Origin of the sequence: Acinetobacter calcoaceticus ANC 3811 (assembly GCF_000399665.1) — a bacterium.
Taxonomy (GTDB): Bacteria; Pseudomonadota; Gammaproteobacteria; order Pseudomonadales; family Moraxellaceae; genus Acinetobacter; species Acinetobacter calcoaceticus_B.
In genome coordinates this window covers 3,131,250-3,148,277 of record NZ_KB976986.1, presented here as the reverse complement: position 1 = coordinate 3,148,277, position 17,028 = coordinate 3,131,250, and the positions used below count along the sequence as shown (strand labels likewise).

Below are 17,028 nucleotides of genomic sequence, written 5' to 3'. Positions count from 1 at the left end.
TTATTTAAACTACTAAGATGGAAACGTTTACTGCCGTTGATAAAAAGTACAGCTTAAAACGTCAGTTATAACGTATATGGGGAAAAGATATGCCGAGCTTAACACCACTACATGAGACTTATTGTAAATGGGATCGTACGCCACCTAGTCAGGCAGACGTACTAGAAGGTTTAGCTCAACTGTTCAGCACCAGCTTAAATGGTGTACATGAATTAATACAAGTTATTAATATTGAAGTATTAAAAAATGCTTTTGGTGTGAGCACTCAAAATGCAAAAAACTTTCAAAAACGACCATTTGTGCAAAAGGCATATCAATTTTCTTATGGCGCATTACAAAAATATGGTAGCCACTTTTTAGCCCCAAGTTTACGTCACATTATTGAAAAATATCCCACACTTCACGAAAAACCACTCACTCAGAGCCAACATTTTTTGGTCGGAATTTTGAATGGAATTTTTGGGGATTACCTACTTAAACAACATAGTCCACTCGCCTTACCGACGGTGCTATACGATCACTACGGTGCAATACAACAAGGGGAACTTGCAGGGCGTATTGTGATTTTGGTTCATGGTTTGTGTATGAATCATCTTAGTTGGTCAAATGCACACTATGGCGGCATTGGTGAACGTCTGTTAGCCCAGCGTGACCATAACACCATGCTATATTTAAATTACAATACAGGTCGACGCATTTCAGCAAATGGGCGCAGTTTTTCCAACTTATTAGAAGACTTAGTACAACGTAATCCAAGAATTACCAGCATTGATATTATTGGCCATAGTATGGGCGGACTGGTTTCTCGTAGCGCCTTGTTTTATGGCAAACAAAATATGTATCAATGGATTCATATGGTCGAGAATCTGGTATGTATCGGTTCTCCACATCATGGTGCAGTGTTGGAGCGCTTCGGCTTTACCATACAAGATAAACTTGGGGCCTTCCCTTTTGTGGGTTTACTCGGTCAACTGGTTAATATTCGTAGTAATGGCATTTTAGACTTACGCCACGGCAGCGTTCGCGATGACGACTGGGAATATATGGATGCCCGAATTGGCATGATGGATGATAACCGTGCCCCAGCTCCTCTACCTTCCCATATCAATACCTTTTTAGTAGCAGGAACACTCGAATTTGAAAAAGTACGCAACAAAGCGCTTACTGTGATTGGCGACTATTTGGTGAGTGTAAAAAGCGCGCTAGGCGAGCACCCAAATCCACGTTTTCAGCTCAAAGTTCCAGACTCTCATAAAGCCGTATTTTATGGCTTAAATCACTTTGAAATTCAGTATCACTCGAGCGTCGCAGAACAGATTACTCGCTGGCTATATCCTAATATTAATGATTATGTGCAAGAAGGTATTCAAACTCATATTATTGATATGCCGAACTATACGCTCGAAGATTTAGAAGGAATTGTAGAGACGTAAAAAAAGCCCAACTTAAGTTGGGCTTTTTTAATTAATTAGCTTTTGTAGCAGGAAGAGCCCCTATTGTTTCGCATCCTAAAGTAGAAGAAATACATTTTAAGTTACTATTAAAAATAGTTTTGACAGATTGTATTTTCCCTGTTTTATAAGATTTTATATTTGCTAAATAAATATATTGTCCTTTTTTTGAATCATAAGTTAACTGATCTCCTTGTAAGATATCTGTCGCCTTACTTTTATCCTCACTATCTGAATTTAAAACTGGTACTTCAATAAATTTATTATTTATCAAATTATAAAAATATGCATTTGCAGTGAAATTTTTATATGGTTCTTTGACATAGTCTATATTACTACTTTCCCGAGTCCTAAAAGCCACAATATTTTTATCATTATATAATAAAGTAAAATCAACATTTGACTTTAGGGGAACTTTACTCTCAAAAACATTATACACTTCTTTCTTGTTTAAAATTTGAACTCCATACTTTTTTAAAGAATATTTAATCTCTTTTTTGGTTTTTTCAATATCACCGAAATCTGTTAATTTAATTTTTAAATTAGGATTGATAACCGTATATTTGTTATAAGTATCTATGTATTCTATAGGTGAATTTATTTGTGTAGAATCTTGTAAATAATCATTCCACTCACTATTTCCTTTTGCATAACAAATGTTGAAAAAAAGACTACAAGCTATCATCATTGCAAAAGAATTTAAAATTTTCATAAGTACCTCAAAATTAATATGGTAAATTTGCATTTATAAATGGTATTGGGTCAATTCTTCCATCTAATCCCACCCCTAATAAGGGAGCACTTCTAGATTCAAAATGAAGATGAGCACCTTTGGATATAGTGGTCATTTTATTCGCATTACCTGTTGCACCAGTTTTTCCAATTACTTCTCCAGTATCAACTGGATCACCTTTATCTACATCAATAACCGATAAATGAGCATAAAAGAAGTAGACATATTTATTTTTTGTAAGTTTAGTTTGAGCATATTTCTTTTGCTTTTCGGGTAAATCGCTTATATCAACTTTTAAGACAATGACTTTACCATATGCACCACCAGTTGCCCCAGCAAAAGCAATAATGCCACCACAGACTGCATATATTTTTGTACCTGGATTAGCTTGTAAATCAACACCCTGATGATTTTTAGTACCATTATTTCTTACTTTACCAAATGTTGCACCTTTAGCATTTGCCAGACCTGCTGTTCTTAATTTGCAATCTGCTAAAGGATTATGCCACTTATTATCTCCTCCAACATTATTTGTTGGGGTTTGTGAAGTATTAATTCCAATTTTAGCTTCAGATTTTTCAATAGTACTGACTTTTGTTGTGTCTTGATTATTAGAAGTATTTGATATTTTAGGAGCAGGAGCGGAAATTGTTTGTCCTTTCAATAACTTTATAGTTTCATCCGTACTTAAGTTTATTCCAGAAGTCTTACTCTTATCTACAACATATTGATAAATATTTATATGGCCATCAATATAATTTCTCAGCCATGCTCCATAAGCAGCTTTTGCATCACCTTTATACCGATTTAAAAAATCTGCAGCTTGCTTGGCACCATTCTTTCCAAATTGAGTAAAAAGTAATTTTTTTGCACGTTCCTGACTTAAAGTGTTTAGTACAAAATTTTTCCCTCCCGTAGCTCCTTCATGATGTAGCAAATAAGCAAACTTAGCGATTGAACTTGGTTCTGTTAGTTTTTGATAAGGTAAGCCAGATGATTTAAAATTACTAATTGCATAGGCAGCAGCAGCATCAATCGCCATTTCCGCATTAAATCTTAAATCTAATTTCTGCTGTATCGTTAGTTTAGGATGATTCATTACATATTGCCCAACTAATGAACTTTTATCCTTACACATAGCTAACCATGTTTCATCTAAGAATTGGGTCAATCCTGCTGCTGTACTCGAATTTGCTTTACTATTAGTATTCCATTCGCCTGTCTTTTTTATTTTTGCTGCTTCAGCTTCAATAACAGCCGCTAAAGAGTGGGGAGTAAAACCATGTCTTTTAGCTGCACTCACAATATAAGCTCGATATTTATTATTAACAGGTTTTAATAAAAAATTATCTTCTGTAAATTGGGCAGCAATTATATGGGTACTAATACCATTATCGGTACGCTTTTGCTCTATTTTTTCTTCAGGTATTTTTGGTTGTGGTTGCTTATTTTTTAATTCCTCTTTATTAGATGTAGTAGTAGATATACTTTCAACTATAGGTTTTCCAATCCTTTTTAAATTATTCATAATCTGATTAACTGTTTCATTTAATACTCCATCTTTTGCATAATGAGAACCTTCTACTTTCATTTTTCTTGATGTTAATTTTAGTACTTTTCGCCCTAATGGAAGCACTTTATGATCAGCAATTAAATCGAAATTACCATTTAAATTTTTAAAAAAAACTTTCAATCCTTTCGAATGATCTTGAATTTTTATATCTTCAAAAATACTATTTTTTGTATTTCTAATAATTTTTTTCCCATCAAACTCTAATTGAATGGTAGCTTTTGATATAGGCTTAAAAGAAAGATCCATTAAAATAATCTTTAATTCGGTTTCAAAATTATTAGCGTTATTTACATCATCTTGTAGATAAATCTTTTGCCCAATTTTAAGATTATGAATCATTCTACCTGTTAATGAATTAATTCTAGCTAACTCTTTTACAGAGGTATGATGCTTTTTTGAAATTCCCCAAAGAGTATCACCTGATTTAACAATATAAATTTTTGACATAAATTATACCTATTCTTCTAAATTATTTTCTTCAGCTTGCATACCATGCTCACCTACTTCAAATTCTTCTTCATGTTCTTCTTCATAATTATCTTCATCATCAAATATACTTGACCAATCATCAAAACCAATCAGAGCTTCATATCGTTTTGCCTCATCCTGGAGAGATAAATTACTTTTCCCCGTTAAATCTGTTTTACCCTCCCAAATAATTTCTTTTTTATCTGGTTCATACAACTGTATTTTTGCATTTCCTATACCATTTCCAGCTAAACTAGCAAATAAAAAATCAACAGCATAAGGTCCAATTTTTGGCAACTCAGGAACCTCATAAGAAACCTTAGCTCCACTCGTAAACAAATGCTGCCCAGCTTTACTTTCAAACTTACCACCTGTTGTTGAAAATACGCCATCCGCATTAATTTTGAGCTGCGATCCACCTGCTGTTAATACAATTTCTTTTGGACTTGTAAGCTCGATTTTTTCTTCTGTAGAAATGAGCTTAATCACCTTCTTGGCAATTGCTTCAATTGCATCATCTTGCGCTTGTAATTCGAGCTTTCCTTTTGCTGCATAAGCGCGAAAACCCTTTTGTGCCGCAAACAAACTGATTTTGTCTTGTGCATGTCCAATAATGTTTTTCTGTGCGCTTAAATTAATTGAACCGCTGGCACTTTCAGCAATATCTTGTGAAGCTTGCAGAATAATATTTTCGGGTGTCGTCAAAGCAATACCGTTTGGCGATGCTAATAACATCAGGGCTTGTCTAAAGATTTTGCCTTGTTCTTGTTGTTTCGTATCTGCACTACTTTCTAAACCTTGGGTATAACCTTCCATAAAGCCTTGCAAAGAACTCAATGCTTTAGAAGGTGTCACTTCTAATTTACTACCCTTACTAAAAGTTCCGCATACACTCATCATGTCAAAGTCTTTAGTCTCGACATTCCCTAAGACTTTCCCAACCTCTTTAATACTTTCAAATGGATTTTTATGAATCCGATCTTTAATGCTGGCAAGTTTTCCTTTAACAATGTCAGCCCCATGCTCTTCAACGTTTTCGATGAACGCTTTTAAATTCTCTACCGCATCTTTAGCGTCGCTAAAGAAAGTATTAAATTCATCTACAACGCCTTTTGCATCTCCCCCTAGCGCACCCATATCTTGAATAAAGCCACCACAGTCTTTTAGTGCGTGAATAGGATCGTTATTAATCCCTTCTTTAAATAGGTTCACAGTACTATTTAGTGCCTGTCCTGTAGTTTTTAGCTCAAGTGACTGGATAAATTTGGGTAATCGATTAATCACATTCAAAGCATCAGTTTGTTGCTTAGCTGCAACTTCACTGAGCATTTTCATGCTGTCATACCCTTGTGAAAGTAATGATTGTGCTTGTGCAGCCTCTAAATGATCTGCAATCGCTTGTTCTTGTGCATAGGTACTAATCAGCATACCTTTACCTGCACGCACAGCGCCCCAAGCGTCTGTTCTAAGCTCAAAGCCTTCACCACGGCCTTGACTCATCTCTTGTTCTTTAGGATGGCTTAAATTACCCAAATTCAGCTGTGTTGCTGCATGGCTACTTTGTAGTTGAGTGCTGATTTGCCCGGTTGTGTCATCAAAGCGTAATTGGTTAAAGCCACTACCACTGATTTCCTGACTGCGAATCCCGCTTAGTTTTTTAGTCGCAGGAAGCTGGCCTTTTATATCGAACTTGGTTGGTGAACGCTGTGCTTCATGGATGCGCCCCGTCACAAATGGACGGTCAATATTGCCATCAAAGAAGTCAATGACAACTACTTCACCAATACGCGGTAAGAAACGTGCTCCATAGCCTTCACCTGCCCACGGAGTCAGTACATCGACCCAAGCCGAGTCAGTATCGTTGTCATTACTACCTGCACCACCATCATGCCCATGATCATCACTACGGGTAAATAGAAAGCGTACTTTGATACGTCCCCATTCATCGACATGAATGGTCTCTCCCTCTGGCCCCACGACTTTCGCTCTTTGTGGGTAGGCAATTGGTCGATGCTGTTCTGGATTATATTCAGGTGCAGTCTTAATTTGACGGCGTATTAAGGTCAGCTCATTACCTTGACGTTCAATATCATCATAACCATGTTTATCCCAACGACTTTGAGTTAACAACTGGCTAACTTGCTGATGTAAATCTTTCGGTAAGTTATTTTGGTTATAGAAATTTTTAGCAATGATCAGGAACTCTTGATCAGCCCCATCATGCTGATCAATTTCTGGATGCTCCTGTAGGTTAAACCAATAACCGACTTGGCTATCGCGCACACTACTATAGGCCTTAAAGTATTTGGCCTGACTCGCATACATATCCGTAAAGTGCTGATTTAATTTTTCTAGCTGATTACTACTTGAAGCAGTAGCCTGATCTTCCCCTTTTAAATCTTGCATCCAAGCTGGACTCATGTGCCATGCTTGTTCAAGGCTCAAACTCGCTGAATCAAACTGCTCTGAATGTATGTGTGTAGTGATAACTGAACCTACACCCTCTTCGTGTGCCAGAGCATCCGGTTGCCATCGCTGCACATGTACCGCGGTGGGTTGCAGAGTCCGCACTGCTACAAAGCCCGTAATGCTATCTTGATATTCTGTTGCACTACTTCGGTGATAACGAATATTACGACGTTCTAAAGCTTGGTACTGACTATTGTCATCAATGAGTCTCAGTTTTTGAGCCTGTATTGGTGCAGTAAAATGAGGTACAAAAAGCTCTGTTTCATCAATTAACCAACTAACGCCTTCACTTCGCCATAAGCGCGTCAGAAAGTCATAGTCAGATTCATTGTGCTGCATGATGAATGGACGGATATCATAACTCTGGCTTAAGCCACTAAGGTCGAGACCTAAACTTATCGCAAAAAGCTGACTTTTTTCTTGCCATTCTTTAAATAAAATTTCCGTGACTTCAATAATACTTTTATTCATAAAAACACGACTATTACGGCGCTTGTGCCATAAATTTGTCGCGTCTTTTAAGGTCAGTTTATAAAGCGTTAAAGCACCGTCACTTTGTCCATAACTGGCTTCAGTCACAATTCCTGTAGTTCGGAATAATTGTCCCGAATCTGTGACCTGATCAACAGCAACTTGTACCCCTATAAACTGCTTCAATGCAATTTGGGCACTCGTCGAAAGACAAATTAACTCAGCTTCAATTTCCCCATTTAGCTGGTGTTGGCCTTCGATACGCTGTAAAAAAACTTGGTTATTGAGTAGTTCATTAGAAAATTGCACGTGAATCGCGCGTTTCTGTGCACTTAACCCTATTTTTTCCAAAACATTAAATATATTAAAAAGCATTTTTTATAATCATAAGGATATATAAACGGCTGCACTTTATAAAAAACAGAACTATCTGTCTATATCGTTATGCTTTTTTTTAATTCATTTTTTTATAGTTTGATTAATTCTAAAACAATAAAAAAAGCCCAACATAATATTGGGCTTTTTTTAATCTGTTTAAACTTACTTTTTAGCAGTCTTAAACACTGGATAAAAACGGAACAACTGCCATAAACAGACCAGTAAGAGCAAAATGAAATAAACTAATGACCAAACTGGTAAAGCTTGACCTAAAAAGGTCCAATCAATTGCAGCGCATTCACCTGAACCAGCAAGCACTTCTTGCAAAACTGCTTTCATCGGTAAGGCATCAATTAAATAGTTTAAACCCGGTCCACAACTTGGTACTTGATCTGCTGGTAAATGCTGTATCCACACATGACGGCCTGCTACTCCGACTGACCATAAAATTGCGATGCCAGCCAAAAATGCATAAAAGCGTTTAATCGTGTTGGACACTGGGTTATGCAAAAAGGCAATCAGTGCCACAAAACCCATTGCCATTAAGCCAACACGTTGAAAAATACAGAGCGGACATGGCTCTAAACCTTTTACATGTTCCAAATACAACGCAAAAGACATGCCGACAATACTTGCTAAAACAAGTAGTCCACTCACCAAACGGTAACTTAATCGCATGTAAAACCTCGTTTTATTATCGATATTGTTCAAGATATTGATCAAAACTGACCAGAGTATCTTGCTCAAGTTGTTCTTGCTGCTGTAACGACTGTGCAGCCAATTGTTCAAAATGTTTCAAGGTTTCCACACTAAGCTCATGCTGTTCATAACTTTCAGCATGTAATTGCGCCATGTGGCTACCAAAACTCCAAGTTCCACCATGTTTTAACGTATCGTCAATGACATGGGCCGACAAAGTCTCATCAACTTCATCAATTCGTGCTTGCATGATCGCTAATGCTGAACCATATAAGTCTGTTGCGTAGGTCTGATCGAGTAGCTGTGCACAATCTTGCATGTTAGCAATATATAAACGTGCCCAATCTTCAATGTGATATGACCCTGTTAAATCTGTAACGGTTGCGTTCGGTGCTCGACCTCGGTTTACCACTTCGGTCTGATTTTTCTCAACCAAGTCTTGCTCTGGACCTAACAAATCAGGGCTGTCACTTAGTAAACAATAAAGTGCTAACACTTCAAGAAAGCCTGCTGTCGTTTCATCAACACCAATTGCCGAGTATGGGTTTACATCAACAGCACGTAGTTCAACATATCCCACCCCTCGATTTTTCAAGGCTTGAGATGGTGTTTCACCTGCTTGAGGCACCTGTTTTGGACGTACAAGACTGTAATATTCATTCTCGATCTGCAAAACATGATCATTGATTTGCAACGGCTCACCAGAGGCATCATTTAACCCTAAACGGCTAAATGGCGGGTAAGGAGAATGAACAGCTTTTTGTAAACCATCCAGATAGCCAGTCAAATTGTTGTAATGAATACCTAAGCTTTTTTGAGCTGAGTTTTGATAGCCCAATCGCCCCATACGTAAAGCTGTAGCATACGGTAAATAGTATGAACCTTTGATTAAAGGCAACAACTGATGTTTATGTCCAGTTAGGAAACAACGACATACTGTTGGGCTAGCACCCACTAAAAACATAACCAGTGGTGTTAAACGAATAAAGTTACGAACAAGACCAAAATAACGATGGCTACGATAATCCTGCAAACTTAATGATTTTAATTGTTCGTCAGTTTCATGAGCTTGTAGCTCGGCAAAAAGCGTATCTGGAAAAGATAAATTGTAATGCACGCCTGAAATGGTCTGCATGCGGCGACCATATCGAATTCCCAACCCACGGCGGTATAGTGTTTTAAAGCGACCAATATTAGAAGTGCCGTATTGTGCTAGACGAATCCGTTCTTCATTGTCGTCTAACATACATGGCATAGACAGCGGCCAGAGTTTCTCACCATTTTCTAAATGACGATGCACAACCGCATGAATATCGGTGAGCTCATTCAAAGCTTCACCAATGGTTGGCTTAGGTGAGGTAATAAACTCCATCAATGCTTCTGAATAATCAGTCGTAATTTGTGGATGTGTTAAAGCCGAACCCAATGTCTTTGGATGTAACTCTTGTGATAAGAACCCATTACTTTGCATACGTAGGCTTTCACGCTCTATTCCACGTAACATGCCTTGTAGTAGCGACGAATCCACCCAAGCAGGAATAACTGATTGAGAGGGTGTAGTGGGTTGACTCATGCATTTGCTCGCTTATTAAAGATCACTATATACAAAATCGTGAGATGATACGGCTATTTATATACTCACATCATTCCAGTTTGGCAATTTTTATCACAATCTTGTTATTTAAGACACGAAAGAATTGTGATTTTATTGAAGAATAATTGCTAAAGAGTTGTCAATATCATGAACGAACAAGACATTTTAAACTTCTGGTTTTCTCCTGAACACCGTTCACTTTGGTTTGCAAAAAGTGATGATTTTGACAAAAAAATCCGTGAAAATTTTTCTAACGTTCATCGACAGGCAACTCAAGCAGAACTGTGGTCTTGGCGAAAAACAGCGGAAGGCCGTTTGGCAGAGATTATTGTACTAGACCAGTTTTCTCGCAACATTTATCGTGATCAGCCCGAATCTTTTGCCTATGACAGTTTGGCATTAGCTTTGGCACAAGAAACGATTAGCTTACAACTTGATGCACAGCTTAATCCAGAGCAACGTTCTTTTTTATATATGCCGTTTATGCACAGTGAATCGAAGCTGATTCATGAGTTTGCCTTGAAACTCTTTCAACGCCTCGGCAATGAAATTAACTTAAACTTTGAGAAAAAGCATAAAGTCATTATTGATCGCTTTGGACGCTATCCTCATCGAAATACCATTCTCGGGCGTGTTTCCACTCCAGAGGAAACCGAATTTTTATTAGAACCGAACAGTAGTTTTTAAAACTTCTTAATTTTTAATGCTGAGTCATCTATTTTTTAATGCTCAGCTGGGAGTTCATCATGAAATATCTCTCTCTTTGTTTAGCCTTAGGCACTGCCTTAACTTTAACTGCGTGTGCAACGACTCCAAGTAAACCAAGAACTTTTGATCAACTTGGACAGTTTTCAGCATATCCTCTAAATGCCCAAACATTCCGTATTAGTTTTCAAGCCGACCCAAATATGAGTTACGGCAGAGCTGAAGAAATTACCTTGGTAAAATCAGCACAAACGACGATACAAAAAGGTTTCCGCTTTTTTAAAGTGCAAAATGATCCAAGCAATCAGAGCCAGAAACCACAACGTCAGGCTGTGGTTTATCCATCAGCTCCAAGCTTTTACCCATATGGTTATGGTCGTCGCTACCCAGGTTTCTGGCATGATCCGTTCTATGATTACCCACAAGTGGTCAATATCGATCCTGTTCAAGTATCGTATACTATTGAATGTTATCGGGATCAAAAGCAGGCTCCACAGGATGCTTTTGATGCAACCTTGATCTTGAAATCAATCGGACAAAAATATGGATTGAGTCCGACAGGAGAGCTGTTGCCACCGCCTGAGCCTCCAGTAAAACAAAAATGAATAGGATAAATTTATGAACATGGCAGAAGAAGTTCACCACGTGCCCAGTCTAAAACGTAGCAAATATTTTGCTACTCTGGCGCTTATTATTGTCGTTGTGCTGTGGATTGCACTGATGGTGGCTGATCGTTTTCTGCCAGAGTACACAGGTTTTATTCATATTTTAATGTTAGGGGCAGAAGCCGGTGTCGTCGGTGGTTTAGCCGACTGGTACGCGATTACAGTTCTGTTTCGGAACCCATTTGGTAAGTTACCAATTCCTAAGTTTTTACGCGACCACACCGAGATTATTCCGCGCAACAAAGCTCGCATTGCAGAGTCAATGGGTCGTTTTGTACAAGAAAATTTTCTTTCGCCTCAAGTGGTCGAACGAAGCTTAGAAAAAACTGATTTGAGCCTCGCAATTGGTCAATGGTTAGCAAGCCCACAAAACAATACTCAAGTGGTACAGCTCATTCAGCAAACCGTACCGAAAATTTTTGAGTTTGTTAGCCAAGATCAAATTGCCAATTTTGTGCAAAACAATAGTGTGCAGTGGGTACGTAATACCGAGGTCAATAAACTCGCAAGTGAAATGCTACGCGCGGTATTGGAAAATGATTTCCATCAAGACGTCTTACAGCGTGGACTCGATATCGCGCATGAATGGGTGGTACAAAACCCGGATAAAACCCGTGAATTAACCCGAAAAATGTTTAAAGCGCTTGGGGTCTGGTCACTTGCAAAAGGCGCAAGCTGGATTGGTATTGATGTTCAACAACGTACTATCGACTCACTCGTTGAAAAAGTAGAATCGATGTTGGCAGATGATGAGCACCCATGGCGACAAGAAATTGAAACCATCGCCCACTCTCTGATGCTTGAGCTGACAAAACCAGACAGCGTTGCTAGCCAACGTCTCAACAGCGGTAAAGATGCCCTTCTCGATAGTCCACAAGTCTTAAATTTCATTAGTGGCGCTGTTACGATTTTGTGTAATGCCATTAAAGAAGATTTAATGAAAGAAGACTCTGGCATTGCAATGAACCTAAGAGCTGCTATTCAGCAACTGGGTGAAAACCTTGTTCAAAATGCCAAAGTACGCGAAGTGCTAAACAAAGAAATGACAGGACTTGCGCTGACTTTTACAGATCAATATAGCCATAAAATCATCCGCTATGTGAGCGAACGCATTCATGAATGGGATTCACGCGAAATGATTGGGAAAATTGAAAATGAAGTCGGTGGCGACTTACATATGATCCGTGTGAACGGGGTTGTAGTCGGTGCATTTATTGGTTTAACCCTCGGTGTAATTCGAGCAGTGATTGAATCAATTTTATAACTTTAAATATTTTTAATAAGAGAACAATATGCTACAGCTACAGTCAAAACTGGCCACTCAAGGCGTGACTATTTTTAGTACCATGACGGCAATGGCACATCGTCTAGGTGCTCTCAACCTGTCACAAGGCTTTCCAGATTTTCCGGCACCACAAGCCTTACTGGAAGCTTTATCTCAGGCGACCTTAGCTGGGCATAATCAATATCCACCCGGTGACGGTATTCTCGGTTTACGTGAACAACTCGCTTTACAATTTCAGCAACGTGAACAACTTCAACTTGACCCTGTAACGCAAATCACGATTACTCCCGGCGCAACCATTGCAATTTTTTGTGCCATACAGGCATGCATCAATGCAGGTGATGAAGTCATTATTTTTGACCCAAGTTACGACAGCTATGGCCCTTCTGTGCAGTTAGCAGGTGGTAAAGCAGTTCATATTGCACTTGAGGCACCTGACTTTAAGGTGAACTGGCAACACGTTAAAGATTTGATTAATGACAAAACCCGTATGATTGTGGTGAATACTCCCCATAATCCAACAGGTACCATCTGGGATAAACAAGACTGGTTAGAACTCATTGAACTCATTCAAGATAAAAACATTGTGGTTTTATCCGATGAAGTCTATGAACATTTAGTCTTTGATAACCAACAACACTTTAGTGCTTTGCATTTTCCAGAGCTCAGAGAGCGTAGTTTTGTGATTGGGTCTTTTGGGAAAACCTTTCATGTGACGGGCTGGAAAACAGGTTATTGCGTCGCTTCACCTGAGTTAATGCGTTTATTCCGCCAGATTTACCAATATGCGAATTTCTGTGGCACGACACCTTGTCAGATTGCCCTAGCGCAATATATACAGCAACATCCGGAACATATTCAAGAGCTTTCGCAGTTTTACCAAACTAAGCGAGATCGATTTAATCAGGCGATTCACAATAGCCGTTTCTTGCTAAAACCATCTCAAGGTACTTATTTTCAAAACCTTGATTACAGTCAAATTAGACCCGATTTAAACGATGTAGAAATGTGCCAATTTCTTGCGGAGCAACATAAAATTGTGGCTATTCCTGTTTCGGTTTTCTACCAACAAGCGCCAGAATCTTTACGCTTAATTCGCTTCTGCTTTGCTAAAAATGATGAGACATTGCAAAAAGCAGGAGAAATATTGAATGAATGTTAATAAATTTAGAAACTTAGCATAGTAAAACACTACAAGAAATTTCACCTAAATATGCTAAGTTGAATGTCTGCCCCGCTCATCAAAGAGATGGGCGATGGAGAACACATGCCACCAAGACAGTCTTTAATTCATCAGCAAAATCTATGGAAAACATTTTTTGTTTTCTTACTGCCTCTCATTGCAACCAATATTTTGCAGAACTTATCGGGAACGATTAACACCATCTTTGTTGGTCAAATGATGGGAGTTGATGCGATTGCTGCCGTCTCTGTTTTTTTCCCTATTTTATTCTTGCTCCTTGCTTTTATTATCGGGATTTCAACGGGTACTACTGTTTTAGTAGGGCAAGCGTGGGGTGCACAAAACATAGAGAAAGTCCAAAGTGTGGTCGGTTCTACCCTGTTTATGACACTGATTGGTGGGGTAATTACCGCGATTATCGGTGTGTTTTTTGCCCATGATATTTTAGAATTATTAGGTACAGATCCAAAGGTAATGCATCTTGCTTTGCCTTATGTGCAATGGATGCTGGCGGGTAGCCCGCTTCTGTTTATTTATATTATTTATACCTCAATTTTACGTGGTGTAGGCGACAGTACCACGCCGTTACTTGCATTGGCTTTAACCAGTGTAATTGGCTTAGTGATTACCCCGATATTGCTTAAAGGTTATTTTGGCTTGCCAGCTCTGGGAATTATTGCTCCAGCAATTGCAACGATCACGGGTTATGTTGCTATCTTAATTTTTCTGGCAATTTATCTGAACAAGAAAAATCATCCACTTCGGCCGAATCGTCAGCTTTTGCAACATATCCGTCACAATCCAGAACTAAGCAAAATCATTTTGCGCTTAGGCGTCCCAACCGGCATTCAAATGATTACCACCTCAATGGCTGGCTTGGTTATTGTTGGGTTGGTTAACCATTACGGATCGCATGCTACAGCAGCATATGGTGCGGTGAATCAGGTGCTTAACTACATTCAGTTCCCTGCCTTGTCGATCTCAATTGCAGCTTCAATTTTTGCCGCACAAGCGATTGGTGCAGGCAAATCAGATCTGTTAGCACGAGTAACCCGCACAGCTTTGGGAATGAACTTTTTATTTACAGGTACCTTAATTGCACTTGGCTATCTATTTTCAAAATATTTAATGGCTCTGTTTATTACCGACCCAACTGTGGTCGTGTTAGGGCAGCAACTTTTATTTATTGTGCTTTGGGCAATTTTATTCTTTGGTGCGGGTGCCATTTTTGCATCGATCATGCGTGCCAGCGGAACCGTGACCGTTCCAATGCTACTTAATATTTCTGCTATTTTATTTATTGAAATTCCATGTGCTTACTGGTTTAGCTCAATGTGGGGGCTTAAAGGAATCTGGGTTGCCTATGCATTAGCATTTGTGAGTTTATGTATTATTCAAGGCTTGTATTACCAATTCATTTGGAAGAAAAAGAAGATCAAAGTTCTCATTTAGAACCATTCAAACCACATAAAAAAAGCCATCATTTGATGGCTTTTTTTCGTTAAAAAATTATTTCATTAATTTGGTCACAATGGTTGAAGCACGTTGATATCCTGTTGGGAACAAACGCTGCAATGCATCAAGAAATTTTGCATCACTACCAATTAATAAACGGCGTTTATTTTTTAATACCGCTTGTAAAATTTGACGAGCTGCTTCTTCAGGTGGAGTACGCAGGAACTTATCAAAGTTTTGGATCGATTTAGCTGGGTCCATACCCAAACTATTCAGGCTATCACTCATTTTTGCAGATTTAGCAATATTGGTGCGGATTCCGCCCGGATGTACACACAACGAGCTTACGCCACTTTTTTCAATATCTAACTCTTGGCGCAATGACTCGGTAAAACCACGCACAGCAAATTTAGTCGCGTTATAAGCAGATTGGGTTGGTTGAGCAGTCAGACCAAATAAGCTCGATATGTTAATAATATGGCCATCTTGAGTTTGCTTAATGAACGGTAAAAACTCTTTAGTTCCGTACACCACACCCCAGAAGTTAATCCCAACAATCCACTCTAAATCTTCGTAGGTCGCACCTTCAACAGTTGAGCCTAAAGCAACACCAGCATTGTTAAAAATCAGGTTAACAGAACCGTGATCTTGCACAGTTTCTTGTGCCCACTGCTTTACCGCTTCACGTTCAGACACATCAAGCTTTTTAGTAGTAACAGTAATATTGCTGTACGGTTTTAAAAGCTCGACAGTTTGTTGTAATCCTTTTTCATTAATATCACTCAACGAAAGATGGCAGCCCTGCTTTGCCAAAAGAATTGCTAACTGTTGTCCAATGCCAGAACCCGCGCCCGTAATTGCAGCGACTTTGTTTTTAAAATTTTTCATTGTCCATCCTTTGTTTTTCGATATTTGCACAACCGGTTCATTGCATGTGCAGTTTAGACATCTTTAATATAATTTTGACAATATCCATTGTCAATATAGTACACTGTAATTTCAGATAGAATGGCACAATTCTACTGAGAGCTTTATCATAGTGAACATATTTGGCTAAAACCTATAAATTAGGAAACCAATCTTTAGGAAACGACTTATTTATGGCGACTAACGACTCAACCAGTAAAAAGAAAACAAAAAGTGTGAGTAAAGAACGTCAGTTCAAAGGGTTATCTCTATCTGAACGTAAAGAGGCGCGCCGTGAAAAACTGATTGAAGCAGGTATTGCGACCTACGGAACCCTCGGGTTTTTTTCCGTGACGGTCAAAGATGTATGCCAAGAGGCAAAACTCACAGAACGTTATTTTTATGAATCATTTAAAAAAAGTGAAGATTTATTTCAAACTATCTTTTTAAAAATGATTGAAGAATTACAGCAAAACTTGATGCAAGCCGTGATTAAAGCTACTCCCGATCCAGAAAAAATGGTCGATGCTGGTTTAAGAGCACTACTGACAACATTAAAAGAAGATCCGAGATTAGCTCGTATTGTCTATGTCGACGCAGTTTTGGTACAAGAATTACATAATCAGGCCACCATTCAAGAAACACTTGCGCAATTTGACCGCATGATTCAAGCCTTTGTTATGCTGACCATGCCGCAAATTCAACACCATGAAAATGAGCTCTCATTAATCGCAACTGGCTTAAATGGATATGTCACTCAAATTGCGATTCGATGGGTCATGGGAGGGTTTGAACAGTCGCTTGAGCAGGTTTTAACCGCATGCCGTATCGTTTTCTTATCTTTATTAGCGCAAGTTTCAAAATAATATTAAAGTTTTTTGACAGCGATAAATGTGCAAAACTAATTAAGCTACTTCATTGATAAGCTATTGAATGATTTTAAGAAAACTAAAGTCTTGATGTCATAATTTGGTCATAGCTTTGCCTTGGTTT

At 38.5% G+C, this 17,028-nt stretch carries 13 protein-coding genes; 7 read left to right on the top strand and 6 right to left on the bottom strand.

Annotated elements, in window-relative coordinates:
* Positions 1-89: 89 nt before the first annotated feature.
* On the top strand, positions 90-1,433 hold the full coding sequence (locus tag F935_RS16000; RefSeq protein ID WP_016139834.1) for an alpha/beta fold hydrolase: 1,344 nt from the start codon (positions 90-92) through the stop codon (positions 1,431-1,433).
* 31 nt (positions 1,434-1,464) lie between these two features.
* Here F935_RS16000 and F935_RS15995 read toward each other — a convergent pair whose 3' ends face one another.
* The 5 genes from F935_RS15995 to gshA form a co-directional block, all read right to left on the bottom strand.
* Positions 1,465-2,196 (bottom strand): hypothetical protein, encoded by a 732-nt coding sequence (locus F935_RS15995; protein ID WP_171068118.1) that lies wholly within the window; start codon positions 2,194-2,196, stop codon positions 1,465-1,467.
* Positions 2,177-4,204 carry a peptidoglycan DD-metalloendopeptidase family protein gene (locus tag F935_RS15990; RefSeq protein WP_016139832.1) on the bottom strand — a complete coding sequence of 676 codons (2,028 nt, stop codon included), beginning with the start codon at positions 4,202-4,204 and terminating at the stop codon, positions 2,177-2,179. The genes F935_RS15995 and F935_RS15990 overlap by 20 nt, the downstream gene beginning before the upstream one ends.
* 9 nt (positions 4,205-4,213) lie before the next feature.
* On the bottom strand, positions 4,214-7,540 hold the full coding sequence (locus F935_RS15985) for a type VI secretion system Vgr family protein (RefSeq protein WP_016139831.1): 3,327 nt from the start codon (positions 7,538-7,540) through the stop codon (positions 4,214-4,216).
* Between the two features lie 165 nt (positions 7,541-7,705).
* Entirely contained in the window at positions 7,706-8,221 is a 516-nt protein-coding gene (locus F935_RS15980) for a disulfide bond formation protein B (RefSeq protein ID WP_016139830.1), read from the bottom strand.
* 16 nt (positions 8,222-8,237) lie between these two features.
* Positions 8,238-9,815 carry a glutamate--cysteine ligase gene (gshA, locus tag F935_RS15975; protein ID WP_016139829.1) on the bottom strand — a complete coding sequence of 526 codons (1,578 nt, stop codon included), beginning with the start codon at positions 9,813-9,815 and terminating at the stop codon, positions 8,238-8,240.
* Positions 9,816-9,983: 168 nt separating this feature from the next.
* Here gshA and F935_RS15970 point away from each other — a divergent pair, with 168 nt between their 5' ends.
* The 5 genes from F935_RS15970 (at position 9,984) to F935_RS15950 (ending at position 15,126) form a co-directional block, all read left to right on the top strand.
* Entirely contained in the window at positions 9,984-10,523 is a 540-nt protein-coding gene (locus F935_RS15970) for a DUF924 family protein (RefSeq protein ID WP_016139828.1), read from the top strand.
* Between the two features lie 59 nt (positions 10,524-10,582).
* Positions 10,583-11,146 (top strand): CC0125/CC1285 family lipoprotein, encoded by a 564-nt coding sequence (locus F935_RS15965; protein ID WP_016139827.1) that lies wholly within the window; start codon positions 10,583-10,585, stop codon positions 11,144-11,146.
* 13 nt (positions 11,147-11,159) lie between these two features.
* Positions 11,160-12,470, top strand: a complete 1,311-nt coding sequence (locus F935_RS15960; protein ID WP_016139826.1) for a DUF445 domain-containing protein — start codon at positions 11,160-11,162, stop codon at positions 12,468-12,470.
* A gap of 28 nt (positions 12,471-12,498) precedes the next feature.
* The gene (locus F935_RS15955) at positions 12,499-13,653 is read left to right on the top strand and encodes a pyridoxal phosphate-dependent aminotransferase (RefSeq protein ID WP_016139825.1); all 1,155 of its coding nucleotides are present in this window, start codon (positions 12,499-12,501) and stop codon (positions 13,651-13,653) included.
* A 105-nt stretch (positions 13,654-13,758) separates the two neighbouring features.
* Complete coding sequence (locus F935_RS15950) at positions 13,759-15,126, top strand: MATE family efflux transporter (protein WP_016139824.1); 1,368 nt, start codon at positions 13,759-13,761, stop codon at positions 15,124-15,126.
* Positions 15,127-15,183: 57 nt separating this feature from the next.
* Here the strand turns inward: F935_RS15950 and F935_RS15945 are convergent, their stop codons facing one another.
* On the bottom strand, positions 15,184-16,017 hold the full coding sequence (locus F935_RS15945) for an SDR family NAD(P)-dependent oxidoreductase (protein ID WP_016139823.1): 834 nt from the start codon (positions 16,015-16,017) through the stop codon (positions 15,184-15,186).
* A gap of 212 nt (positions 16,018-16,229) precedes the next feature.
* Here F935_RS15945 and F935_RS15940 point away from each other — a divergent pair, with 212 nt between their 5' ends.
* On the top strand, positions 16,230-16,901 hold the full coding sequence (locus tag F935_RS15940; RefSeq protein WP_016139822.1) for a TetR/AcrR family transcriptional regulator: 672 nt from the start codon (positions 16,230-16,232) through the stop codon (positions 16,899-16,901).
* Positions 16,902-17,028 lie beyond the last annotated feature (127 nt).

Excerpts from the sequence above, each read along its gene's own strand:
- F935_RS15990 (WP_016139832.1), bottom strand. The coding sequence starts at position 4,204 with ATGTCAAAAATTTATATTGTTAAATCAGGTGATACTCTTTGGGGAATT.
- gshA (WP_016139829.1), bottom strand. The coding sequence starts at position 9,815 with ATGAGTCAACCCACTACACCCTCTCAATCAGTTATTCCTGCTTGGGTG.
- F935_RS15965 (WP_016139827.1), top strand. The coding sequence starts at position 10,583 with ATGAAATATCTCTCTCTTTGTTTAGCCTTAGGCACTGCCTTAACTTTA.
- F935_RS15945 (WP_016139823.1), bottom strand. The coding sequence starts at position 16,017 with ATGAAAAATTTTAAAAACAAAGTCGCTGCAATTACGGGCGCGGGTTCT.
- F935_RS15980 (WP_016139830.1), bottom strand. The coding sequence starts at position 8,221 with ATGCGATTAAGTTACCGTTTGGTGAGTGGACTACTTGTTTTAGCAAGT.
- F935_RS15950 (WP_016139824.1), top strand. The coding sequence starts at position 13,759 with ATGCCACCAAGACAGTCTTTAATTCATCAGCAAAATCTATGGAAAACA.
- F935_RS16000 (WP_016139834.1), top strand. The coding sequence starts at position 90 with ATGCCGAGCTTAACACCACTACATGAGACTTATTGTAAATGGGATCGT.
- F935_RS15940 (WP_016139822.1), top strand. The coding sequence starts at position 16,230 with ATGGCGACTAACGACTCAACCAGTAAAAAGAAAACAAAAAGTGTGAGT.
- F935_RS15995 (WP_171068118.1), bottom strand. The coding sequence starts at position 2,196 with ATGCAAATTTACCATATTAATTTTGAGGTACTTATGAAAATTTTAAAT.
- F935_RS15955 (WP_016139825.1), top strand. The coding sequence starts at position 12,499 with ATGCTACAGCTACAGTCAAAACTGGCCACTCAAGGCGTGACTATTTTT.
- F935_RS15970 (WP_016139828.1), top strand. The coding sequence starts at position 9,984 with ATGAACGAACAAGACATTTTAAACTTCTGGTTTTCTCCTGAACACCGT.
- F935_RS15985 (WP_016139831.1), bottom strand. The coding sequence starts at position 7,540 with ATGCTTTTTAATATATTTAATGTTTTGGAAAAAATAGGGTTAAGTGCA.
- F935_RS15960 (WP_016139826.1), top strand. The coding sequence starts at position 11,160 with ATGAACATGGCAGAAGAAGTTCACCACGTGCCCAGTCTAAAACGTAGC.